Here is a 21,977-nt window from a genome sequence, read left to right as displayed (position 1 = left end):
CCACTACTCGCGGCGCTGCGCTCCGCACGTCCGGCACTCGTCGTACGCGCGCACGTGCTCGTCCCAGCGCGGGTTCAGCCGGTCCAGTCCACGTCGCCGCCGACGCGACTCGACCCGCACGACGTCCGCACTCCCGCAGAGCAGACAGGGCCAACAAGCCCGCTCCAGAACCGAGCGTATCTGTTCCACAACCCCAGTGTGTAGCCCGGGTGTTGCGCGCCCGCGAGCGACTGCTGACGACCCGGTGACCCGCCGGGGTGTCGAGCGCGACGCGCGTCAGCCCGCGCGGCGGCCCAGCGCGCGGTAGCTCCAGCCGGCGGCGGTCCACGCCTCACGGTCGAGAGCGTTGCGGCCGTCGAGCACCCGCTTTTGCTTGACCACCTTGCCGAAGGCGACCGGGTCCAGCTCGCAGAACTGCTTCCACTCGGTGAGCACGAGGACCGCGTCGGCGCGCTCGGCCGCTTCCTCGGCGGTGTCCACGACGTCCAGCTGAGCCCACGAGCGCCGGATGTTGTCCCCCGCCGCGGGGTCGGTGACCCGCACGACCGCGCCCTGCAGCTGCAGCTGCGCGGCGACGTTGAGCGCCGGGGAGTCCCGGATGTCGTCGCTGTCGGGCTTGAACGCCGCACCCAGCACAGCCACGCGCTTGCCGAGCAGCGAGCCGTCGCAGACCTCGCGAGCGAGGTCGACCATCCGGATCCGGCGGCGCATGTTGATGTTGTCGACCTCGCGCAGGAAGGTCAGCGCCTGGTCGGCGCCCAACTCGCCGGCACGGGCCATGAAGGCGCGGATGTCCTTGGGCAGGCAGCCGCCACCGAAGCCGAGCCCGGCGTTGAGGAACTTCCGGCCGATCCGGTCGTCGTAACCGATGGCGTCGGCGAGCAGCTTGACGTCGGCGCCGGTGGCCTCGCACAGCTCGGCCATCGCGTTGATGAAGGAAATCTTGGTGGCCAGGAAGGAGTTGGCTGCCGTCTTCACCATCTCCGCCGTGGCGTAGTCCGTGACCACCTGCGGCGTACCGGCCGCGACGATCGCGGCATACACCTCGTCGAGCAGTGCACGGGCCGTGTCGGCGTCGGGACCGGTCGACAGCCCGTAGACCAGCCGGTCGGGGTGCAGGGTGTCCTGCACGGCGAAGCCCTCGCGGAGGAACTCCGGGTTCCAAGCGAGCATCGCTCCGGGCACCTTCCCCGACACGATCTCCGCCAGCCGCGCCGCCGTGCCCACCGGCACCGTCGACTTCCCGGCCACCAGATCACCAGGCTTGAGCGCCTCCAGCAGCGACTCGACCGCGGCCTCGACGTAGCGCAGGTCGGCGGCGTACTCCCCGCGCTTCTGCGGCGTCCCGACGCAGACGAAGTGGACGACGGCATCGCGGGCGTCGGCGATGTCGGTGCTGAACCGCAGCCGCCCGGAGGCGAGCGAGGAGCTCAGCAGGTCCTCGAAACCGGGCTCGTAGAACGGCGCCTTCGCCTGCTGGAGCAGCTCGATCTTCGGCCGGTCGACGTCGATGCCCACGACGTCGTGCCCGAGTTCCGCCATCGAGGCGGCGTGCACCGCACCCAGGTAGCCACAGCCGATGACCGAGATCTTCATGGACGTCGTTCCCTCTCCACGCACAGTCGGGCGGACGCCCCGTTCCGCCCGAACGGTAGGAGACGCGGTCAGCCGGGCGCCAGCCGCGTCCGGTCCGGCCCGACCCTCCAACGGGTGAGAACCGCTGCACGACCGTGGGCCGCACCGCGGCGAGCCGTTACCGTTCGTGCAGTTGGCCAGGCAGAACACGGGGGCACCGCATGCGCGAGGTTGATGACGGCGGTCGTCGTGGTCGCCGCGCGGCGCCTGAGTCGGTTGCAAGCGGTTCGCTCCTCGCCGACGCCTCGATAAACTCCACTCCTCCTCCGCGCCAGGAGCGCCGGGGTCACCGGCTGCGGCGCACGCTGGTCGCGATCGGCGTCCTCGCGCTCGTGCTCGCGCTGGCGGTGGGTGGCGGCATCTGGTTCCTGACCAACCGTTACGCCGGCAACGTCGAGCGGGTCGGTGACGTCTTCGCCGACCTGGACCAGAGCGCCCGACCGGCGGCGTCCTCTCACACCAGCACGGCAGCCGCGACTGCCGACCCGATCACCTTCCTGCTGGTCGGCTCGGACACCCGCGAGGAGATCGCGCCCGGCGACCTGCCCGACGCCCGCTCGGACGCGATCATGATCGCCCGCTTCTCGGCCGACCGGCAGCACGCCCAGATCGTCTCTATCCCCCGCGACTCCTGGGTCGAGATCCCCGGCCACGGCAGGAACAAGATCAATGCGGCGTACGCCTACGGCGGGCCCACGCTGCTGATCCAGACCGTCGAGCAGCTGACCGGCGTCCGGATCGACCACTACGCGGCGATCGACTTCGACGGCCTGATCCAGGTGACCGACGACCTGGGCGGCGTGGACGTCGTCGTGCAGGACACCACCAGCAACGGCCCGTACACGTTCACCGCCGGCTTCAACCACCTCGACGGCGACCAGGCCCGCTGGTACGTCGGGCAGCGCTACGACCTGGCTGGCGGCGACTTCGACCGGGTGAAGCGTCAGCAGAACTACCTGCGGGCGATGTTCGGCAAGCTGGCCGCCCAGGGCGTGTTCACCTCCCCCGGCAGGCTCGACTCGACCCTGCTGGCGGTCACCGATGCCGTCGCCGTGGACGACGCGCTCAGCAACGGCGACCTGCTGTCGATCGCCAACTCGCTACGGGGCCTCACCCCCAGCGACGTCGAGTTCTTCACCGCGCCGGTGCTGGGCACGGGCACCGAGGGGTCGGCCAGCGTGGTGTACCTCGACGCCACGACCGGCGCCCGCATGTGGGGCTACCTACAGACCGACTCGCTGGGGCAGAACGCCGACGAGTTCGGCGACGAGACGCTTCCCGAGGTCCCCCGCTGACCTGTTCTGCTGGCTGACTGCTACGCAGCCGTCGCGGAGAGTCCCACCGATGTGATCTTACCTGCGAGCCATCGCGTGGGATGGCGTACCGGACCGCGTCCAGGTGGACGCCGCCCGACCCTGCTCCCCGCCCGTCGTCCAGGGGGATCGGGGCATGAGCTCGACAGACATCATCGCCGGTTCCGCCGCCCTGCCCGACTCGACGGGCGACGGCTGGTTCCGCTTCGCCCTCAACATCACGGTGCGGGGACGACGGCCCGGCGCGCCTGGCAGTGAGCTACGTGCGGCGGACCGTCGCGCTCGACGCGCTGTGCGCGTTCATCGCCGCCTTCGCCGGCTACCACCTCTGGTTCGACTGGGGGGGCGGCGAGCGACGGACGGCCCCCCCTACTGGGAGGTGGTGCTGCTGCCGGTGCTCTGGCTGCCCGCCATGGTGGTCTCGCGCACCTACGAGAAGCGGTTCCTGTGGGTGAGGGTCGAGGAGTACCGCCGGGTGGTCGCTGCGGCGGTGGGGCTGCTGGCCGCGGTCGGGTTTGTCTCCTCTGCCATCGACCTCCGGCTGGCCCGGGGCTTCGTGGTCCTGGCGCTGCCCGGCGCGACGCTGCTGACCCTGCGGCACGCTTCGATCATCGGAACTGGCTCTACCGCCAGCGCCGGCACGGCAATACCAGCAGACGACGCTCCTGGTCGGCCATCGGCGCGCGGTGGCCGCGCTCGACGAGCAGCTGCAGTGGGCCACTGACCGCGGCTACCGGGTGATCGGCTGCTGCTCGACCAAGTCAGCACGATCGCTTTGATCATATCGCCTCGTCAATCCCACCCGTTCGCCAGCCAACCCTCCTACGGCCATCAGCAGCACCACGAGCAGGACTGGGGAGTGCGACCGAATGATCCCGTCGCACTCCTTAGGTCTTGGCCGGCGCCGTCATGCGCCGAGGCCGGAGGCGCTTCTCCATCGGCACCTCCACGAAGGTGTGCAGACACCAGGCCGCAGCCACCGCACAGCCCAGGATCCCGCAGACCGCGAGCAGCCACTGGCTGCCGCTGGGACTCGACAAGACGATTCCCGAGCGGTGGAGCGCCTCGAAGCCGGCCATCATGACAAGCGAGTGCACCAGGTAGAAGGCGTAGGACCAGGTGCCCAGGGCCGCGAACGGGCGTGCCCGGAACACCGAGCGCCGGCTGGTCAGGTCCGCGTGGGCAGCAGACCAGATGAGCAGCGCGAAGGGCACCAGCGTCACGGCGACGTCCCGGAAGGCTGCCGGGACGTGGTCAGCCAGGAGGAAGGCGCCGCCGGCCACGGCGACCGCAGCGCCGAGCTGGGGTGACCAGCGAACTCCACGGGCGGCCAGCACCCCGAGCAGCACGCCGACGGCGAATTCCGCGGCCCTGGTGACCGGGAAGACCACCGCGAGCCAGTGCAGGACCGGTCCGCCGCCGGCTCCCCAGACGGCCAAGGCGAGCAGCTCCACAGCCACCACGAGGACGACGATGCCCAGCAGTGCCTGCCGCGCGGTCCACGACCGGACGACCCGATACATCCACGGGAACGCGATGTAGAAGAACGCTTCGCAGGACAGCGTCCAGAAGACGGCGTTGGTGGCCCAGTACACGTTCTCCGACGGGACCCACGACTGCAGCAGGGTCAGCGGCACTCCATCGAGGAGGCTGACCTGTCGACCTGCGGCCATGGTGGCGACGAGCGAGAGCACCCAGGTGACCGCGTACGCTGGGTAGATGCGCGCAAACCGCCGGCGGTAGAAGAGGACGGCGGTGTCGTCGTCGCGGGCCGTCCAGCTCATCACGAAGCCGCTGACGATGAAGAAGAACGAGACCCCGGTCGTGCCGGCGATGAGCAGTGCCTCACCCGGAGCACCCCCGCCGTAGTTCAGCGCGTGCAGCCCGAACACCGCCAGCGCCGCGACGAAGCGGAGACCCGTCAGGGAGTCCAGTCGTGGCGGCGGCGTGGCTGCGTCACGACGCAGCGGCCGGGTCGAGCCTCGCGTGGAGAGGGGCTCGCCGTCGCCCGTCAGTGCCTGCACCCCAGCAGCCTGCAGGTTGGACGCGGGTTCGGAGGCCTCGCCACCGACGCCGTCACCCTCATGGTGGATGCCCAGCGGGGCCTGCCCGCTCACCGAGATGCCGGCGGTCGAGCCGGCGCGGTCGGCCCTCACCGTGGGATCCCGGCGTCATGACGGCGCTGCAGCCGGACCAGCGCCGTCCAGGACAGCACCACGAACACGACCTCGGCGACCAGCGTCGCTGTCACTGCCCCACGCCAGGACCACAGCGGGATGAGGACGCCACACATCACGGCCGCGACCGCAGCCGCGGACCCGACGGCCAGCAGGCGCGTGCCGTGGGCCCGCAACCCCATCAGCCCGTTGAAGCAGAACATGCCCAGCCCGCGCAGCAGCACGAGGACCGCGAGCAGGCGGACCATCTCGACGGAGCCGGCGTAGGCCGATCCCAGCACCACCGGCAGGAGTGGCGCCGCCAGGATCACGGCGACCGCAGCGACGCAGCCGTATCCAGCACCGGCCGCAGTGAACCGGGCCGACCGCTGGAGGTGCTCACCTCGGCGGGCCGGGTCGTGCTCGAGGAAGCGCCGGTGCGACGCCGCCTGCAGCGCGCGGAGCGGGGCCACCGCGACCTGCACCGCCCGGTAGGCGGCCGCGTACAGCCCGGCCGTCGCCGGGTCTGCCAGCCGCACCATGAGGATCTTGTCTGCGTCCTCGTGGACGGAGAAGGCCAGCAGCGCCGCCGAGAACGAGAAGGTGTCCCGCACGTCGGGCCGCGTGGGCCGCGCCAGCCGCAACCGGTGACCGGTGTGCACTCGGAGGTGGACCAGGACGGCGACTGCGGCGAGCAGGCCCAGCGTGCCGTAGGCCCAGGCCACCGCCTGGAGGGACAGCGCCTGCCCGGTCGCCAGGAGCAGCAGGGCAGCAGCCCGCAGGACGAGCGGCAGCATCCGCAGCGCCACGGAGAGGCGATAGGCGTCGAGGGCCTGGTGGTGGCTCGCCGCGAGGGCGACCACACCGGAGCCGACCAGCTCCGCGAGCGTCAGCAGCGTGAAGACCAGCAGCCCCAGCTGGGGGAACAACAGCGGCCGCAGCAGGAACCCGGCCGCCAGGGCGATCGCCGTGCTCCCGATGAGCAGCGTGAGGCACCGCGCGAGGACCTCGTCCGGTGGCCGGCGGTCGCGGACGACGCCCTGCAGCAGCAGCTGGCCCACCGACGCGTAGGAGAACATGCCCAACGTGGCCGCGAGGGCCTGCGCGCCGACGAACTGCCCGTAGTCCGCGGGGCCCAGCCGGGTGCTGATCAGGTACATCGCCAGCAGGCTGGAGACCAGCGTCAGCAGCTCTGCGCCGAAGGCCCAGCCGGTGTCACCGGCCAGCCGACCAGAGCGGCGTCGCCGAGCCCCCGCATCGCGGGGTTGGTCCGCGGCTTCGTCCTGCGCGTCGGTGTGCTGCTCGGTCCCGAGCGCGTTCACGCCGTCACCACCTCACGTCGCTCGTCCACCAGGGCCGGGTGGGCGGTGCCCGGTCCGGTAGCGGGGCGCATGGCAGGGCGGCCGAGGCAACCGGCCAGGAGGGCGATCAGCAGCAAGCCGTTGCCGGTGAACGGGGAGCTCTCGGTGATCGACGTCAGCAGCAGCAGCACCAGCACGCCGAGCGCCCAGGCGCCGACCGCCCCGCCGCCCCGCACGGCACCGACCGCGATCGCGGCGAGCACGACGACGAGGAGCACGAGGCCCACCCAGCCGACCTGCAGCCGGATGTCCAGCCACCCGTTGTGGGCGTAGAAGGCGTCGAACCGCGACTCCCGCCAGATGGCGAGCGTCACCGGGGAGGTCAGCTCCCACACGCCGCCGAACCCGTGACCGGTGAGCGGCCGGTGCTGCACCTGGTCCAGGACGGCGGTCCAGATGGCGCGCCGACCGGTCAGTGAACTGTCCCGGCCGAGCAGGCCCAGGAACAGGTCCGGCAGGACGAGGGCCACTGCGGTCAGCACCCCGGCTCCTGCCGCCGCGGTGACGTCCACCATCAGTCGGGCACCTGCAGCGCGGCGGTCACGGGCCTGGGACCAGAGCACCACCACCATCGCCGCCACGGTCGCCCCCAGCGCACTCGCCGAGGCACTGCCGAGCAGCAGCACGAGAGTCAGGACCAGCCACGCCCGCCGCCGCCAGCCGCGGGGCAGCTGTGTCCACAGCGTGACCGCGGCCAGGGCACAGAAGAACCCGAGGTCGTTCTTGTGCGGGAAGAGCCCGTGCCAGCCCGGAGCGCCGTCGACGCCCGCCGCCGTCGCCCAGCCGGGGGCCACCAGGAGCGTCACGACCGTGGCCACCAGCACGTAGCGGACGGTGCGGGCCAGGCTCGCCGCGACCGAGGCACCGCAGATCTGGCCGGCGACCCAGCCCACAGCGGTCAGCGCGACCAGGTCGATCAGCCGGCGGCTGGTGGTCGTCGGATCCGCGCTCCAAGTAGCGGACACCAGGCACCACAGCACGAAGGCCGCGAGCGGTACGGACAGGCGCAGCCGGGCGCGTCGAGCCTGGGGCAGGGCCAGCACGATCAGGACCACCCAGATCGGCAGGGCGCGGACCATCCAGCGCGCAACCACGAACTCCGACCACTGCGACAGCACGAAGGCGCTGGCGAGGAGCAGGGCGGCGGAGCGCTCAACGCGTCCCGCGGCCCGCGTGAGCCCGACCGCCTCGGTGGTGCTCACGGCGTGGTGACGACCACGTGCTGCCGGGTGCCCGGCATCGTCGCCAGGACGTCGACGGCCAGTCGCAGATCGGCCTCCACCTGGTCGCCGACCGGGACCACGAGCACCGCCCGTCCGCTCGCCCGGACCGCCGCACCGGCGAAGGTGGAGTCCAGCAGCGAGCCGGCGTCGACGAGCACCACGTCGGCCCCGTTGGACCAGTCGGGGAGCGCCTTGACGAAGTCCTCAGCGGTGAGCTCACCGGGTTCCGGGTGTGAGAAGACGGTCACGCCGGTCCCGACCGTCCCTGACTGCCAACCGCGGTCGCCGTGGACGGCCAACTCCGCCTGCGGCACCAGCGGCCGGTCGCCCGGACGCCGCGGGGTCACCGCGACCACCCGCCGTCCTTCGGCTGCCAGCCGCGATGCCAGGGCGCTGACGACCGCGGAGCGACCCCGTGCGGCGCCCGCGTCGCAGACCGAGATCACCAGGGGGCTGTCCTCCGGCTCCACGGGCTCCATCAGCGCGACCAGCCGCGTGGCCGGTGCCACCCCCCGACCAGGTCGTCGGCCGGCCCGGCGGAAGACGGCCTCGACGGGGCGGCCGGTCAACTCCTCGACCCGCCACTCCCCCGCCACCCGCGGGCGGCGGACCGCCCGGGTCACCGCCACGAGCAGCGCCACGAGACCGCAGAGGGCCGCCGCGCCCAGCACGCTGAGCGGCAGGCTGACCGGCCGCACCGCGGCGGCCTCACGAGCGCCGTCGGCCACCCGCGTGGCGTCGCGGACCGCGCCCGGCAGGGACAGCTCGGCGAGGTCCGACGCCACCTGTGCGTACTGGGTCTGCAACGCCGATGCCAACGACGGCGAGAGTGCCTCGTCCGCGAGCCGGTCGGTCAGCTCCCCGGCCTGGTCCTGCAGCGCGGCGCGCTGCCCGTCCAGGGCGGACTGTGCGGCCTCCGCCCGACGGTCCACGTAGGAGTCGACCACGGCGTTGGCCAGGGCCACCGCGTCCGCCGGTGAGTCCGCCGCCGCCGTCACGGTGACCACGTCGCTGCCGGTCACGTGCGACAGCCGGAGGTCGCTCAGCACCTGCCGGGCGGTCGGGGACGGGTCGAGCAGCTGTGCGGCCGCGGTTGCCGCCGAGAAGCTCTGCAGCGACTCGAGCTCACCGGTCACGTACCGCTCCGGGTCGCCGGCGAACGGCGCCTGCCCGGGCACGGTCACCGCGGTGCTGTCCATGACCAGCACCGCGGAGGCCTCGTAGCCGGCGGGCAGCAGGCGCCAGGCCGCCGTCCCGAGCGCCGCCCCGAGCACGACGCAGGTGACGATCAGGACGAACGATCTCCGCACGGCCTGCGCGAGCAGTTGCAGTTCCACCAGATGCCTCTCTCAGGTGCGCCGATCTGGCGCCGACTCGCGGTCAAGGATGGGTGCGCCGGCTCTCGATCGGCCGACTCCGGCGTCGGCTCTGCCCCGGGGGAGTGAGCGCCGGCGCGGTCGATCAGGTCGCCAGGACAACCCCTGCCGGCTCGCTGCCCACCCCGACCCGCGCCAGGTACCGGTCCAGTTCCGCGTACGCCTGACCTGCGGAGAAGAGCCCGGCAGCCGCGCGTGCAGCACTCTCCACCTCTCGGCGAGCCGGGCCGTCGGCGAGCAGCTCGACCACGGCGTCGGTGAACTCCCCGGCCGAGTCGGCGAGCCGGTAGGGAGCCGGCCGCAGTCCGCCCAGGCCCTGCGCCCCGACGCTCGTGGTCACGGTCGGCACGCCGTGGCAGAGCGCCTCCACGACCTTCACCTTCAGCCCGCTCCCTGCGCGCAGCGGCGCGACAGCCACCGACGCCTGCTCGTACTCCTCGGCCAGCGACCGCACCTCTCCGCGCAGGACCACCCCGGCCGGGACGCTCGCGAGCCGGGCGCACACGGTGCCGACGACGTGCAGCTCAGCGTCCGGCCGGCGGCGGCGCACCTCCGGCCAGATCGCGCGCAGGAACCACTGGAGGGCCTCGACGTTGTGCAACGAGCCGCTCCCGATGAACAGGCAGCGCCCCGATCGGGCCCGCTCGCGCACCACCGGTTCGACGTCCACCACGACGGGCGTCACGACGACGGCCGCACCAGGAGCGAGGGCGGCGAGGGTCGCCACGTCGTCCCACTGGATGGCCAGGACCAGGTCCATCCGGGCGAGCACAGCGGCCTCGTGCTCGGCGGCGAAGCCAGCCGGGTCGACCCGGTGCCCCGCAGCGCGGAAGCTGCTGGCGCGTTCGTGCACCACGTCGTGGCTGATCACCCCCGTCACCCGGACCGAGGGCGGGAGGAGCAACGGGTCGGGCACGGAGAAGACGGTGTTGAACAGGACCACCTCCGGAGCCACGGTCGCCAGTTCCCGGGCCACCCAGTGGGACGTCGCCGGATCGAGCCACGTCCCCAGGACGTGGTCGACCTCGGCGCGGGACCGCCGCGCGGTCCGGACCCGGTCCACCGCCGTCTGCACACGGTGCGGCAACCGCCGGAAGACGGCCCAGGCCACGTGTCCGGCGACCGCTGCCGGGCTGGTGACCACCTGCCAGCCGCCGACGGTCAGCAGGCCCGGCGCGCGGTAGGTCAGTCCGTCCTGCCCTGCCCGTCGGACGAGGAAGCCCGCGCGCGAGCCGGTGAGCAGCACGACGACGTCGTGGCCGACGTCGCGGTGGTGGGCGAGGATGCCGCGGAGGTGCTGGCCGTGACCGGCTCGCTGGTACTCCGGCCCCTCGGCGGCGACGACGGCCACGCGGGGTCGCTCGGTCTCCTGCGCCGGCGCTGTCCCGTAGAGGTCGTAGGTGCGTCCGCGCAGACCATCGACCATGCCCGCTGCGCGCGTCACCTTCATCAGCCCCTCGACCGTCCGGGCCCGGTCACGCGCCACGACGGCGCGCACCACGGCGGTCAGCCCGGCGGCGGCCCAGTAACCGGCGACCAGGACACGCCGCACCGGCCGGCCCGCAGGCCAGCCGGGCCGTGACCGGTCGAGGATCCCGAGCGTCCCGCCCTTCCGGTACTCCCGGCGGAGCAGGTACCGCACGGACAGCCGATCGGACGGAACCGGTTCGTGGACGACGGCGGACGGCTCGAACCAGATGCGTGCCCCGGCCGCCACCGCCTGGCGGGAGAACAACTGGTCCTCCCCACCGGATCGCCCCAACGTCTCGTCGAAGCGCAGGCCATGCCGCTCGACCAGGCCGGTGGACAGCAGCAGGTTGCCTGCGTGGGCCTCCGCGACCCAGCCAGGGCCGTCGCCGGCCACCGAGTGGAAGACCGGTCGCCGCACCCACTGCGGCGCTTCGGTCGGGTAGTCGGCCAGGACAGGGCCGATGACGAGCTCGGCTGAGGTGCGCTGCTGGGCGTCGAGCAGCCGGTCCAGCCAGTCGGCATCAGGCAGTTCGTCGTCGTCGATGAGCGCGAGGAACGGTGCGCGCCCGACCGCGTGCGTCAGCACGGCGTTGCGACCGCTGGCGATGTTGCCCGCTCCGTGCGGCACGTACTGGACGGTGAACCGGTCGGGCAGGGTCGCTGTCGCAACGACGGGACGCGCCTCCGAGTCCGGCGAGTTGTCGACGACGAGCAGCAGCACCTGCTGCGTCCGGTCCGCCGGGGAGTCCAGTTCGGCGAGTCGCTGCAACAGCGCCCGCAGCGGTTCGGGTCGGCGGTACGTCACGATGCCGATGACGACGTCCGCGAGACTCGTCTCCCCGTCGCTCCCGACCGGGCGGTCACGCGTGCTCGTCACATCGCCACCGGGTGCGACGGCACGTGAGCCAGATGGGTCGGTGCGCCGGCGAGAGATGCCGCCACCATGGCCTCGTAGGGCCGGCGCCCCTGCTCGCGCAGGTAGCCACGGACGACATCGGCAGAGCGGATGCCGCGGACTGCCTCGACCGTGTAGCGACGCCACAGCCGGCCTGGCTCGCGCAGGACACGGAACAGCCAGTTCAGCTTGAGCCGGTAGGCCCACGGCGGGTAGTAGGTCGGATCGCTGACCTGGTCGAGCCAACCGCCTGCGGTGACGAGGACCTGCTCGGTCATCCCGTGTTCGACCAGTTCCAGGAGGTAGGAGTCCTGGCGCGGGGCACCCAGCCCGAGGACGACCACGTCGACCCCGAGGGCGCGGAGTCGGGTCGCCATCTGGTTCGGCGGGAGCAGCTCCTCGAACCCGTCGCAGGTGAAGACGACGGCCGGAGCGGAGGGCAGTGCCTCGAGGGTCTCCTTGGCCGCGGCGAGGTTCTCGGCGCGACTGCCGATCAGCGCGACCCGAGCACCGGGCGGCAAGGAGCCCAGGAGCACGGGGAGCACCAGGTCGGCGCTCGTGCGGGGCGCACCCGGAGCGGCCAGCCACCGGAGGAAGAAGCCGTCGATGCCGACGTGGTCGAACCGGGACACGTCGACGTCCGCGTCGATCGACCGCAGGACGGAGGCGTGGTTGTACCAGGTGACCCGGGCACCACGGCCGGTCAGGAGCGCCTCCCGGAGATGACTGGCGACGTTCACTGCCCATCTGCGCTCGTCCAGCAGGACAGGCCCCCGCACTTCGCCCACGACGCTCCCCCTTGCACATGCGCGGGGGAGGGGCACCACGGACGTGGCTCCAGCCGAGGTCGGGCGCGACACTGCGCGAGGTGATGGACCTGGCCGCCGACGTAGCTCCCCGGCAGTAACCTCACGATCAGGCGCGGAGGGCTGCGCGGAACAGGTCCGGGCGACTGCCGTCACCCCGAGGAGGGAGCGCCGTCGAGGCGGATCCCGCGACGCACGCGCGAGCCGGCGGACCACAGCAGGTCCCCGGTGAGACCAGGTACGGTGCCGGAACTGTGCGCCGAGCTTCTCCCGTGACGAGCCCGTCCATGCCCTGCTGCCGGTGACCCGGCCCTCCGCGCCGCCACGAGCGACGCCGCGTTGGCTCGAGGCCGTCGGCTCGTCGCGCTGGATCGTGCTGCTGCCCTTCTGCGGCCTGCTGTTCGTGGTCGCGCTGGACGCCGCACTGGCCTACCGGCACTGGCCGGTCGTCCTCGCCGGGCTGATCGACGAGCCCGGCCACCTCGTCACCGCCGCGCTGCTGCTGGCGACACTGCTCCCCTGGCGCGCCTGCGCGCTCGCACCGTGGGCGCTGGCCGGGTCGGTCCTGCTGGACATCGACCACGTGCCGCTCTACTCGTTCTGGCCGGGCATCGCCGCCGAGGGCGGGGGCCGGCCGGTCACCCACTCGCTGATCACCGCGGCCGTGCTGCTCGCCGGCGCAGCGGCGGTCCGGCGCTGGCGCATCCCGCTGGTCGGCCTCGCCACCGGCGTCCTGCTGCACCTGGTCCGGGACCTCGCCTCCGGGCCGGGCGCACCACTGCTCTTCCCGTGGACCGAGGCGTGGGTCCGGGTGTCCGAGCGCAGTTACCTCGCGCTGGTGGCGGTGGCGGCCGTCGTCGCCACCGTGCGGCTCGCGCGGTCGGTCAGCGCGCGAGGAAGCGGCTGAGGAACGGCCGCGAGTACTTGGCGCACGAGCACATCGCGCAGTCGCTGCCCCGGCGGTAGTGCTCGTGGGCCTGCTTGCCGTGCCCGCACGAGCAGGGCTTGGCCATGGCGGCAGGAGCCATCGCCTGCCGGACCGAGGTGCGCGACGCAGCAGCGCGACGGGCCGCGGCCCGGTCGGCGGCCGGGGCAAACAGCAGCACGCTGCCCCCGATGACGACGGAGCCCCCCGCCGGAACGACCGACGGAGACAGACCAACCTGGAGACCGCGCACGGGCCCTGCCTTTCGCTGCGGCCCTCCCCCAGCGGCGCGAGCGTTCTCGCAGGAGGGCGAGCGGACGCTAACGCGATACGGCGCCCTCAACCCGTCAGGTGACTGAGCCGTCACGGCGCGTCGTCTCGCCCGTCCCAGCCGACCCAGCCGCACCGCCCCCCTGTGGACGGCGTCCGGCCAGGTCGCCCGGATGGTGGCGCCCGCTGCGAGGCCGTGCGGAACCGGAACGGCCCTTGCAACCTGGCCCGCATGTCGGTCGCCCCCTCCACCCCGGCCGCCTACGTTCACGGCCATCGTCGGCGCGTACACCTTGCGACCCGGCGCTCCAGCGAGCGCACCTGTGTCTCGCGCCCTGCCGCTGGGAATCCTGCGGCACCTGCGCCCCAGCGGCCGCGCCGGCATCGACAAGGCCTGGGCCATCGTCGGGGCGCGGACCTCACCGCATCGGGCTGCCTCGTCAGGCGACTGCGCGCCCGGAAGGCCACCGCCAGGGCGTGACCTCGGTCATGCCCTGACGCCCGGCGTGCTCTTCATCGCCCCACCGGCTGCCGCAGTGCGGGAATACCGCTCGCGGCTACGTATCCGACTCCGCATGCGGTTCACGTCCGCGAGCCGTGACCGCCAGTTGTCGGGGAACCCGCCGTTCGCAGTCACGAAGTGTGATCAGCACTGTCCGTAGCGTCATTGTTGATCACCTGAGCGATGGCAGGCCGTCGCGATCAGTGGTGACGTTATGGCTTGGTGTCAGTACGGAATGCGTTCGCCCCGCCTCAAAAGCAGCGTTGTGACCAGTGTCAAGGCGGCGTGAACATCACCACCGGTGCGAGTGAACGCACCAAGATCCGGTTTACAGAACTGGCCCTCTCCGGTACAAAAGTCCCTGAGTGATGAACACGCTGAGTGATGGCGGGTCGTCGCGGGGGTCTTCGGTCAGCCGACCGGGTGGCACCCGGGCAGGGGCTGGTGGCACATCGTCACCGACTCCGCGCCGTCCATCAGTACCTGCACAACGGGGAAGCGATGACCCGCCGGGCGCAATTGGTCGCCTTAGCCCGGCGGTGAGCAGAGGCGAAACCGGCCCGTTCCTTTCACAGGAGGAGTCCGGCTCATGCGCCGTAACACCGTGGTCGAGACGAAGGCCTCGCGCACGAACGACACCCACACCCCCAAGGTGAGCGTGGTCGTCCCGACGTACAACGAGGCCAAGAACCTCCCCCATGTGTTCTCGCTGATGCCCGACGACGTCCACGAGATCATCGTCGTCGACGGCCGCAGCGTCGACGACACCATCGAGGTCGCGAAGTCGCTGCGCCCCGACGTGAAGATCGTGCTGCAGAACCGCCTGGGCAAGGGCAACGCCATGGCATGCGGCTTTGAGGCCGTGACCGGCGACATCATCGTCATGCTCGACGCCGACGGCTCCGCCGACCCGCGCGAGATCCCGCTCTACGTCGCCGCCCTCACCGCCGGCGCCGACTTCGCCAAGGGCACCCGCTTCGCCAACGGCGGCGGCAGCTCGGACATCACCCGGGTCCGCGCCTGGGGCAACCGGTGGCTCAACCGCTCGGCCAACGTGCTGTTCGGTACCAGCTACACCGACCTCTGCTACGGCTACAACGCCTTCTGGGCGCACTGCCTCCCGGTCCTGGAGCTCAACGCCAGCGACAACGGGCAGACCGAGCGCACCTGGGGCGACGGCTTCGAGATCGAGACCCTGATCAACACCCGGGTCGCCAAGGGCAAGCTGCGCATCGTCGAGGTGCCGAGCTTCGAGTACGAGCGGCTGCACGGCACCAGCAACCTCAACACCTGGCGCGACGGCATGCGCGTCCTGCGCGCCCTGGTCATCGAGCGGCTGAACAGCAAGGGCAAGCTCGACCGGGACCGGTCGCTGCAGGCCACCACCACCCCGGCCGCCCGGTTGGTCGCGACCACCGTCGCCGACCTCGAGACGGCCGACGCGCAGTCCGCCTGATCGGTCTGAAGACCCCTCGGGCTCGTCGCGGTGCGACGAGCTCAAGGGGTCTTCGGCATCTCCGGGGTGGGTGCCGTCAGCCGCCGGCGCTCAGGCGCGGAGCAGGAATCGGGGGCCGGACCGGTCGAACCGGAAGCAGTCGCACATCCCGCAGTCCGAGCCGCTGCGGTAGTGGTCGTGGGCCTCGCGAGAGTGCGCGCAGGTGCACAGCTGGGTCCGGCACTTCCGGGACGCCTTCCGACGTTGGACCGGCTGCACCGGGTCGGGGACGAGATCGGGGACCGCGTGCAGGTGGCGGGCAGGGGCGATGTCGGTGCTCACGCGCATGGTGGGACCCCCTCCGCAGGCCGTCATCTTGGTCAACTGTCCATGGGACTGGCCAACCAAACCAGATGAACGGCTCGCTGCGAAGACCTCGCACAAATCCACAGCAGGAACTCAGGAATGCCGTGCCGCCACCAGCCGAGCTGAGCCCCTAGCAAGGGAAGGGCGACCGGGTGCTCGCGCACCGTGATCAGGGTGGTGAGCGGCGGAACCGGGCGCGCAGCGAGCGGTGGAAGCGTCCGCAGTCGCACAGAGCGCAGTCGCTGCCGGCGCGGTAGTGCTCGTGAGCCTGCTTCCGGTGCCCGCACGAACACGGCGCACCGGCGGGCTCCGGTGGCGGTGGGGTGTTCGCCATCGCCAGCGGTGGTGGAACGGAGTGGAGCCGGTAATCGCCGGGAGAACTCGCAGCCTCAGCGTCGAAGGGCATCCCGGCCTCCGTTCCTCAGGTCGCCGTGGGACGGAACGGTACGGCACAGGAGCCGCTGGAGCACTCCAACGGTGCATGGACCTGCAGGTGAGCGCGCGGAGGCGAGTGCGGCCGACTGTGCGCCGAGTCGCCGGTCGTCGTCAGGGCACCCCGGGCGTCGCCGTCCGTGGACCTCCCTCGCCGCGTGCGCCGGCATCTCCCGCGACGTCGGCAGGTCCCCACACGGAGGGAGTTGACGCATGCCGCGCTCAATCCGCGACTGGTCTCCGACGACGACTGCTGCATGCCGATCGCCACCGACCCGATGACCTCCGTGGCCACCGACGCCGTCACCCTGCTGCCCTCCCGGGCCGCGCTGATCGAGCGCCTGGCCGAGCGGGCGCCGTCCTCCGCGGACGACCCCGCCGCGCTGGTGCTGGTCGGGCTGCTCCCCCGCGACACCCGCTGGCCGCTGCCGGGCAGCCACCTCGGCCTGGTGGCTGCCGCTCTGTCGGCGGCCGTGCGGGCCGACGACTGGCTCGCCCGCTCCGGCCCCACCGAGTTCGCGGTGCTGCTCGGCAGCGCCGCTGGCGACGCCGAGACGGCGACCGAGCGGCTGCTGCAGGTGGTCGTCGGCGCCGGGGTGCCCGGGCTGACCGCGTGCGCTCGCATCGCGGCCCTCTCCCCCGACGCCTCGGCCACCGAGGTCCACCGCCGCGCCACCCTCTGCCTGACCACCGCGCTCAGCGTCGGCGGCGGCCGGGTCATCCGGTAGGGCGGCGCGCGCCGCTGACCTGGCGCCCGACGTCAGCGGACGACGGACTTCGCCTCGTGCGGGTCGTCGGTGCCGGCCCGGGCAGCGGCCTCGGCCTGACGGGCCTCGAGCCGCGCACGCTGCGGGATCACCGTGTACTTCGGGTCCTTGGCGCTGGCCATGCCGGCCTCGAACACGCCCATCCGGGTCAGCAGCGAACCGGTCGCCAGCAGCACGCCGCCGACCACCGAGCCGGCCCGGGTCCGGCCGAGCAGCGCGGTCACCCCGGCCCCGCTCACGGTCGCCGTCTTGGCCGCCCGGAGCAGCTTCCCGGCCTTGCCGATGGAGTACGGCTCACTGACGATGCCGTGCCCGTGCTCGACCCGGTGCATCGCCGCGAGCTCGAGGGCCACGCCGGTCAGCGCCACCTTGCGCGACGGCCCGGCCTCGTCGACCGGGGTCAGCGCCATGGTGACGCCACCGCCGGCGGCCATCGCCGACCCGGCGAACACGAACGGCAGCTCGTCGTACGGCGCGTGCCACGACGGGACGGCGGTGTTCGCGATCAGCACCGCGGTGTAGGTCGCCATCGGCCCGCCGAACGCAGCCGCGCCCACCGCCGAGGCCTTGCGCAGCACCGGGAACGCACCCGAGATCGACGGCAGGAACGGCAGCACCCGGGTGGCCAGGCCGTACACCGGCTTCAGGTCCAGCAGCCGCACCGCGGCCGCCGCGGAGGCCAGCGCGCTGAACGGCGACAGGATGTAGGAGCCCACCGACAGCGGCGACGTCGGCTTGAACACCCGCAGCATGTGCAGGAACCGCTCCGGCCGGCCGAGGTCGTCGATCAGCAGCACGACCGAGGCCAGCGCACCGACCCCCGCGGCGTACTCAGCGTTGCGGGCGAGCTTCGGCCGGCCGGTGAACTCCGCCAGCGCGGCGATCACCGACGAGGTGCCGGCCGCGCCCCCCATAAAGAAGTAGATCGGGACCTCGGGGTTCTTCCAGGTCGGCGACTTGATGATCTGCCGGCCGTAGTAGGAGCTGAACTCCGCGTCCGGCACCATGGCCGCCTCGCGGTTACCACTTCCCCAGCCGCCACCACCGCGGCGGCGCTTGCGCCGCGGCTTGGTGAGGTCCTCCCCGCCGGCCCGGTGCCAGCCGGCGCCGGGTGTCAGCGGCGCCTCACCGGCCGGCTCGTTCCCGCTCGTCGGCTGCTCGCTCACGCCGCCACCTCCTGTCGCCAGGAGCACGCCTTCGGCGAGGGCTCCGGTCGCCAAAGGCGTGCTTTTGGCGAGTGGTCGTGGCTCATCGCTTGCGCCCCACGAAGGCCGAGGCGACGACGCCGACGATGACCGCCGCGCCGGTCGCCGCGGCCCTCCACATCGACGGCAGGTCGCGGGTGGTGACGATCGGGTCCGGCGGGAAGCCGTAGACCTCGGGCTCGTCGAGCAGCAGGAAGAAGGCGCCGACGCCACCGACGCCGTCGGCCTCGTCCCGGCCGTAGAGCCGCGCCGTCTCCACGCCCTGCCCCTTGAGCGTCGCGAGCCGGGCGTCGGCCCGGGCCTGCAGCTCGTCGAGGTCGCCGAACTGGATCGACTGGGTCGGGCAGGCGGTGGCGCAGGCCGGCTGCAGCCCGTCGGTCAGCCGGTCGTAGCACATCGTGCACTTGAAGACCCGGCCGTCGTCCTCGCGCTTGTCGATGACGCCGTAGGGGCAGGCGGGCACGCAGTAGCCGCAGCCGTTGCAGATGTCGCCCTGGACGACGACGGTGCCGAACTCGGTGCGGAACAGCGCACCGGTCGGGCAGACGTCCAGGCAGCCGGCGTGCGTGCAGTGCTTGCAGACGTCGGAGGACATCAGCCAGCGGATCTGCTTGTCGCTGCCGCTCTGCCCGGTCTGCGGGTCGAACTCGCTCAGCGCTTCGGCGTTGAGCACGCTGGTCTGCGCGTTCAGCGTGCTGTCGGCCGTCGGGGTGATCGGGTTGACCGGCTGCCCGATGTCCTGCCGGTCATCGCCCGGCCGGCCGAACACCGGCATCGGGAGGTCGACGGCGCGGCTCTGCTCGATGAACGCCACGTGCCGCCACGAGTTCGCGCCGAGCTGGCCGGTGTTGTCGTAGGACATGCCGGACAGCCCCATGGCGTCCTTCGTGCCGTGCGAGTCGTCCATCGGGAGCGTGTTCCACTCCTTGCAGGCCACCTCGCAGGCCTTGCACCCGATGCAGACCGACGTGTCGGTGAAGAACCCGACCCGCGCCGGGTGGTCGGTCTCGTACCCCGCCTCACCCTGGACGTCGGGCAGTGGCCCGTACAGCCGGTTCCCCGAGACGACGCCGGTGTCCTTGCTGAGACCCGGGCTCGCTGAGCTGACAGTGGTCATGCGCCGGTCTCCTCGATCGCGCTCGGGTCCTGGTCCGGTGCCCGGCCGTTGACGCCGACCTTCCCCGACCCGACCCCGGCTCGGGTCCGGTAGGACTCGACGAACTCCAGCAGCTCCGGCCCGCGCGGACGGCGTCCGGGGACGATGTCGGCGGTGCTGACCTTGTCCTCCTGGATGTGGGTGTTCGCGTCCAGCACGATGCCCAGCAGGTCGTTGGCGTTGTCGCCGGTGGACAGCCCGCTGTAGGACCAGTGGTAGGGCATGCCGATCTGGTGCACCACCTGCCCGCCGCGCAGCTTGACCGGCCGGATCCGCTCGGTGACCAGCACCTTCGCCTCGATCGCCGTCCGGGCGCTGACCAGCGTGGCGAACTCGCCGTTGACCAGACCGCGCAGCTGCGCCAGCTCCGGGCTGACCTCGACGAAGAACTCCGGCTGGAGCTCGGACAGGTAGGGCAGCGTGCGGCTCATCCCACCGGCGGTGTGGTGCTCGGTGAGCCGGTAGGTGGTCACCTGGAACGGGAAGACCTCGCTGAGCGAGGGGTTCTCCCGGTTCCACGGCCCGGCGATGCGCTCGATCGTCGGGCTGGACTGCTGGTCGTAGAGGAAGTTCTCCACGACCGACTCGGCCGGCTCGTAGTGCGTCGGCATCGGACCGTCGACCAGACCGGACGGTGCGTACAGCCAGGCCTTGCCGTCCATCTGCATGATGAACGGGTCCGCCCCGCCGATCGCGGCCTGCGCCCGGGCACCCTCCGGCGGCACGTAGTCCGGCCGCTTGTCCGCCTCGAAGTCCGGCACGTCGTCACCGGTCCACTTCCCGGCGGCCTCGTCCCAGTACACGTACTTCTTGCGCTCGCTCCACGGCTTGCCGTCGGGGTCGGCGGAGGCACGGTTGTAGAGGATGCGGCGGTTGAGCGGCCAGGCCCAGCCCCACTCCAGCGCGACCGGGCCCTGCTCGCGACGCGGCTTGCGCCGCGCGGCCTGGTTGACCTCGTCGGCGTAGACACCGGAGTAGATCCAGCACCCGCTGCTGGTCGACCCGTCGTCCTTGAGCTCGAGGTACCCGTTGACCGCCCTGCCGTCGGGACCCACGCCGTTGATCTCGCGCAGCACCGCCGCCGCGTCGGGGTCGGCGGTCTCCCCGATCGTCGGGTAGTCCCAGGTCAGGTTCAGCAGCGCCTGGTCGCGTGGGTCCGTTGACCCGGCCAGCCGCTTCCGCAGGATGCGGCCCAGGTGGAAGTAGAACCACAGGTCGCTGCGGGCGTCGGCCGGCGGCTCGACCGCCTTGTGCCGCCACTGCAGCACCCGCTGCGTCTGGGTGAAGGTGCCTTCCTTCTCCGTGTGCGTCGCCGCCGGCATGAAGAAGACCTCGGTGCCGATCGTCTCCGGCGCCATCTCGCCGGACTCGATCTCCGGGCCCTCCTTCCAGAAGGTCGCCGACTCGATCATCTGCAGGTCACGGACGACCAGCCAGTCCAGGTTGGCCAGCCCGAACCGGTTCATCTTGCCGTTGGGGTGCCCGACCGAGGGGTTCTCGCCGACCAGGAAGTAGCCGTGCACCTTCCCGGCGATCATGTCCGCGATCGTCCGGTAGGAGCTGTGGTCGCCGTTGATCTTGGGGATCCAGTCGAACCGGAAGTCGTTCTCCGCACTCGCCGCATCGCCGAACCAGGCCTTGAGCAGGCTGACGGTGTACGCGCGTTTGTTGCCCCAGAAGCCCGCCTTGCCGGCGGCGTCGGCCACGTACTCGTCGACCGTGGAGTGCTGGGCGGCGTGCGGCATCGGCAGGTAGCCGGGCAGCAGGTTGTACAGCGTCGGGACGTCGGTCGAGCCCTGGATGCTGGCGTGCCCGCGCAGCGCCAGGATCCCGCCACCGGGCCGGCCGATGTTGCCCAGCAGCGTCTGCAGGATCGAGCAGCTGCGGATGTACTGCGCGCCGACGCTGTGCTGCGTCCAGCCCACGGAGTAGACCCACGCCGTCGTCCGCTCGCGGCCGCTGTTGCTGGTGACCCACTTCGCGACCTGCTCGAAGACCTCCGGCTCGATGCCGCAGACCTCGGCCACCATCTCCGGGGTGTAGCGGGCGAAGTGCCGCTTGAGCACCTGGAACACGCTGCGCGGGTGCTGCAGCGTCTCGTCCCGCAGGGGCTTGGCCGGGATGGACGCCCCACCGCTGCCCAGCGACTGCGCCTGGTCGGCGGACTTGACGTCGTGGTCGTCGCCGACGGCCTCCTGCTCGGCGGACCCCTGCGGGTCGTCGGCGCCGGAGTGCGGCTCGTCGGCGAACTCATACGCCCAGCTGCCGGTGTCGTAGTGGCCGTGCTCAGGGTCGAAGCCGGAGAACAGGCCGCCGAGGTCCTCGGTGTCGACGAACTCCTCGCCGACCAGCGCCGCGGCGTTGGTGTAGGCGACCACGTACTCCTTGAAGTACAGGTCGTTGTCCAGGACGTACCGGATCAGCCCACCGAGGAACGCGATGTCGGTGCCCATGCGCAGCGGGACGTGCAGGTCGGCGACCGCGCTGGTCCGGGTGAACCGCGGGTCGATGTGGATGACCTTGGCCCCCCGGGCCTTGGCCTCCATCACCCACTGGAAGCCCACCGGATGGCACTCGGCCATGTTCGAACCCTCGATGACGATGCAGTCGGAGTTCGCCAGGTCTTCCTGGAAGTTGGTCGCGCCACCACGGCCGAACGAGGTCCCCAGACCGGGGACCGTCGA

16 protein-coding genes and 1 pseudogene are annotated in these 21,977 nt (G+C 71.9%); 5 read left to right on the top strand and 12 right to left on the bottom strand.

All coding sequences use genetic code 11. The features are described from left to right. Positions 1-276: 276 nt before the first annotated feature. The gene (locus FHL79_RS07055; RefSeq protein WP_138757904.1) at positions 277-1,596 is read right to left on the bottom strand and encodes a UDP-glucose dehydrogenase family protein; all 1,320 of its coding nucleotides are present in this window, start codon (positions 1,594-1,596) and stop codon (positions 277-279) included. A gap of 200 nt (positions 1,597-1,796) precedes the next feature. Here FHL79_RS07055 and FHL79_RS07050 point away from each other — a divergent pair, with 200 nt between their 5' ends. Further along, on the top strand, positions 1,797-2,930 hold the full coding sequence (locus FHL79_RS07050; RefSeq protein WP_138757903.1) for an LCP family protein: 1,134 nt from the start codon (positions 1,797-1,799) through the stop codon (positions 2,928-2,930). A gap of 400 nt (positions 2,931-3,330) precedes the next feature. Continuing rightward, positions 3,331-3,672: a hypothetical protein gene (locus tag FHL79_RS07045; protein ID WP_171058064.1), complete on the top strand. Its 342-nt coding sequence runs from the start codon at positions 3,331-3,333 to the stop codon at positions 3,670-3,672. 163 nt (positions 3,673-3,835) lie between these two features. On the opposite strand, the gene FHL79_RS07040 is transcribed toward FHL79_RS07045, so the two are convergent. The 6 genes from FHL79_RS07040 to FHL79_RS07015 all read right to left on the bottom strand — a co-directional run bounded on the left by FHL79_RS07040 (position 3,836) and on the right by FHL79_RS07015 (position 12,217). Next, positions 3,836-5,104 carry an acyltransferase family protein gene (locus tag FHL79_RS07040; protein WP_138757901.1) on the bottom strand — a complete coding sequence of 423 codons (1,269 nt, stop codon included), beginning with the start codon at positions 5,102-5,104 and terminating at the stop codon, positions 3,836-3,838. After that, positions 5,101-6,426 carry a lipopolysaccharide biosynthesis protein gene (locus tag FHL79_RS26105; RefSeq protein WP_138757900.1) on the bottom strand — a complete coding sequence of 442 codons (1,326 nt, stop codon included), beginning with the start codon at positions 6,424-6,426 and terminating at the stop codon, positions 5,101-5,103. The genes FHL79_RS07040 and FHL79_RS26105 overlap by 4 nt, the downstream gene beginning before the upstream one ends. After that, positions 6,423-7,667, bottom strand: a complete 1,245-nt coding sequence (locus FHL79_RS07030) for an O-antigen ligase family protein (protein ID WP_138757899.1) — start codon at positions 7,665-7,667, stop codon at positions 6,423-6,425. The genes FHL79_RS26105 and FHL79_RS07030 overlap by 4 nt, the downstream gene beginning before the upstream one ends. After that, positions 7,664-9,025 (bottom strand): YveK family protein, encoded by a 1,362-nt coding sequence (locus FHL79_RS07025; RefSeq protein ID WP_138757898.1) that lies wholly within the window; start codon positions 9,023-9,025, stop codon positions 7,664-7,666. The genes FHL79_RS07030 and FHL79_RS07025 overlap by 4 nt, the downstream gene beginning before the upstream one ends. A gap of 124 nt (positions 9,026-9,149) precedes the next feature. Beyond that, entirely contained in the window at positions 9,150-11,411 is a 2,262-nt protein-coding gene (locus FHL79_RS07020) for a glycosyltransferase (RefSeq protein ID WP_171058063.1), read from the bottom strand. Continuing rightward, on the bottom strand, positions 11,408-12,217 hold the full coding sequence (locus FHL79_RS07015) for a WecB/TagA/CpsF family glycosyltransferase (protein WP_171058062.1): 810 nt from the start codon (positions 12,215-12,217) through the stop codon (positions 11,408-11,410). Before FHL79_RS07015 ends, FHL79_RS07020 begins: the two co-directional genes overlap by 4 nt. A 319-nt stretch (positions 12,218-12,536) precedes the next feature. On the opposite strand from FHL79_RS07015, the gene FHL79_RS07010 reads away from it, so the two are divergent. After that, a complete protein-coding gene (locus FHL79_RS07010) occupies positions 12,537-13,142 on the top strand; it encodes a metal-dependent hydrolase (RefSeq protein WP_171058061.1) in 606 nt (201 codons plus the stop codon). Here FHL79_RS07010 and FHL79_RS07005 read toward each other — a convergent pair. Further along, positions 13,120-13,341, bottom strand: coding sequence for a hypothetical protein (locus FHL79_RS07005; protein ID WP_138757894.1), 222 nt, complete (start codon positions 13,339-13,341; stop codon positions 13,120-13,122). The genes FHL79_RS07010 and FHL79_RS07005 overlap by 23 nt on opposite strands. A gap of 1,180 nt (positions 13,342-14,521) precedes the next feature. Between FHL79_RS07005 and FHL79_RS07000 the strand changes: the two genes are divergently transcribed. Then, the gene (locus tag FHL79_RS07000) at positions 14,522-15,388 is read left to right on the top strand and encodes a glycosyltransferase family 2 protein (RefSeq protein ID WP_138757893.1); all 867 of its coding nucleotides are present in this window, start codon (positions 14,522-14,524) and stop codon (positions 15,386-15,388) included. Between the two features lie 90 nt (positions 15,389-15,478). Here the strand turns inward: FHL79_RS07000 and FHL79_RS06995 are convergent, their stop codons facing one another. Further along, a complete protein-coding gene (locus tag FHL79_RS06995) occupies positions 15,479-15,709 on the bottom strand; it encodes a hypothetical protein (RefSeq protein ID WP_138757892.1) in 231 nt (76 codons plus the stop codon). Between the two features lie 713 nt (positions 15,710-16,422). Between FHL79_RS06995 and FHL79_RS06990 the strand changes: the two genes are divergently transcribed. Continuing rightward, positions 16,423-16,893, top strand: coding sequence for a nucleotidyl cyclase domain-containing protein (locus tag FHL79_RS06990; RefSeq protein ID WP_138757891.1), 471 nt, complete (start codon positions 16,423-16,425; stop codon positions 16,891-16,893). Positions 16,894-16,925: 32 nt separating this feature from the next. Here the strand turns inward: FHL79_RS06990 and nrfD are convergent, their stop codons facing one another. The 3 genes and pseudogenes from nrfD to fdh form a co-directional block, all read right to left on the bottom strand. Next, a complete protein-coding gene (gene nrfD, locus FHL79_RS06985; RefSeq protein ID WP_138757890.1) occupies positions 16,926-18,098 on the bottom strand; it encodes an NrfD/PsrC family molybdoenzyme membrane anchor subunit in 1,173 nt (390 codons plus the stop codon). An 82-nt stretch (positions 18,099-18,180) separates the two neighbouring features. Next, positions 18,181-19,254: a 4Fe-4S dicluster domain-containing protein gene (locus FHL79_RS06980; RefSeq protein ID WP_138757889.1), complete on the bottom strand. Its 1,074-nt coding sequence runs from the start codon at positions 19,252-19,254 to the stop codon at positions 18,181-18,183. Further along, positions 19,251-21,971, bottom strand: a pseudogene (gene fdh / locus FHL79_RS06975) (formate dehydrogenase); the annotation flags it as partial. The gene FHL79_RS06980 and the pseudogene fdh, both read right to left, overlap by 4 nt. Positions 21,972-21,977: the final 6 nt, after the last annotated feature.

The organism is Modestobacter altitudinis (genome assembly GCF_005930475.1).
Classification (GTDB): domain Bacteria; phylum Actinomycetota; class Actinomycetes; order Mycobacteriales; family Geodermatophilaceae; genus Modestobacter; species Modestobacter altitudinis.
Note: the sequence above shows the minus strand (reverse complement) of the source record. Positions and strands in the feature narration are given on the sequence as shown.

Bases quoted from the DNA above. Each gene is read 5' to 3' on its own strand.
- FHL79_RS07055 (WP_138757904.1), bottom strand. From the start codon at position 1,596: ATGAAGATCTCGGTCATCGGCTGTGGCTACCTGGGTGCGGTGCACGCC.
- FHL79_RS07050 (WP_138757903.1), top strand. From the start codon at position 1,797: ATGCGCGAGGTTGATGACGGCGGTCGTCGTGGTCGCCGCGCGGCGCCT.
- FHL79_RS07000 (WP_138757893.1), top strand. From the start codon at position 14,522: ATGCGCCGTAACACCGTGGTCGAGACGAAGGCCTCGCGCACGAACGAC.
- FHL79_RS06990 (WP_138757891.1), top strand. From the start codon at position 16,423: ATGCCGATCGCCACCGACCCGATGACCTCCGTGGCCACCGACGCCGTC.
- FHL79_RS06980 (WP_138757889.1), bottom strand. From the start codon at position 19,254: ATGACCACTGTCAGCTCAGCGAGCCCGGGTCTCAGCAAGGACACCGGC.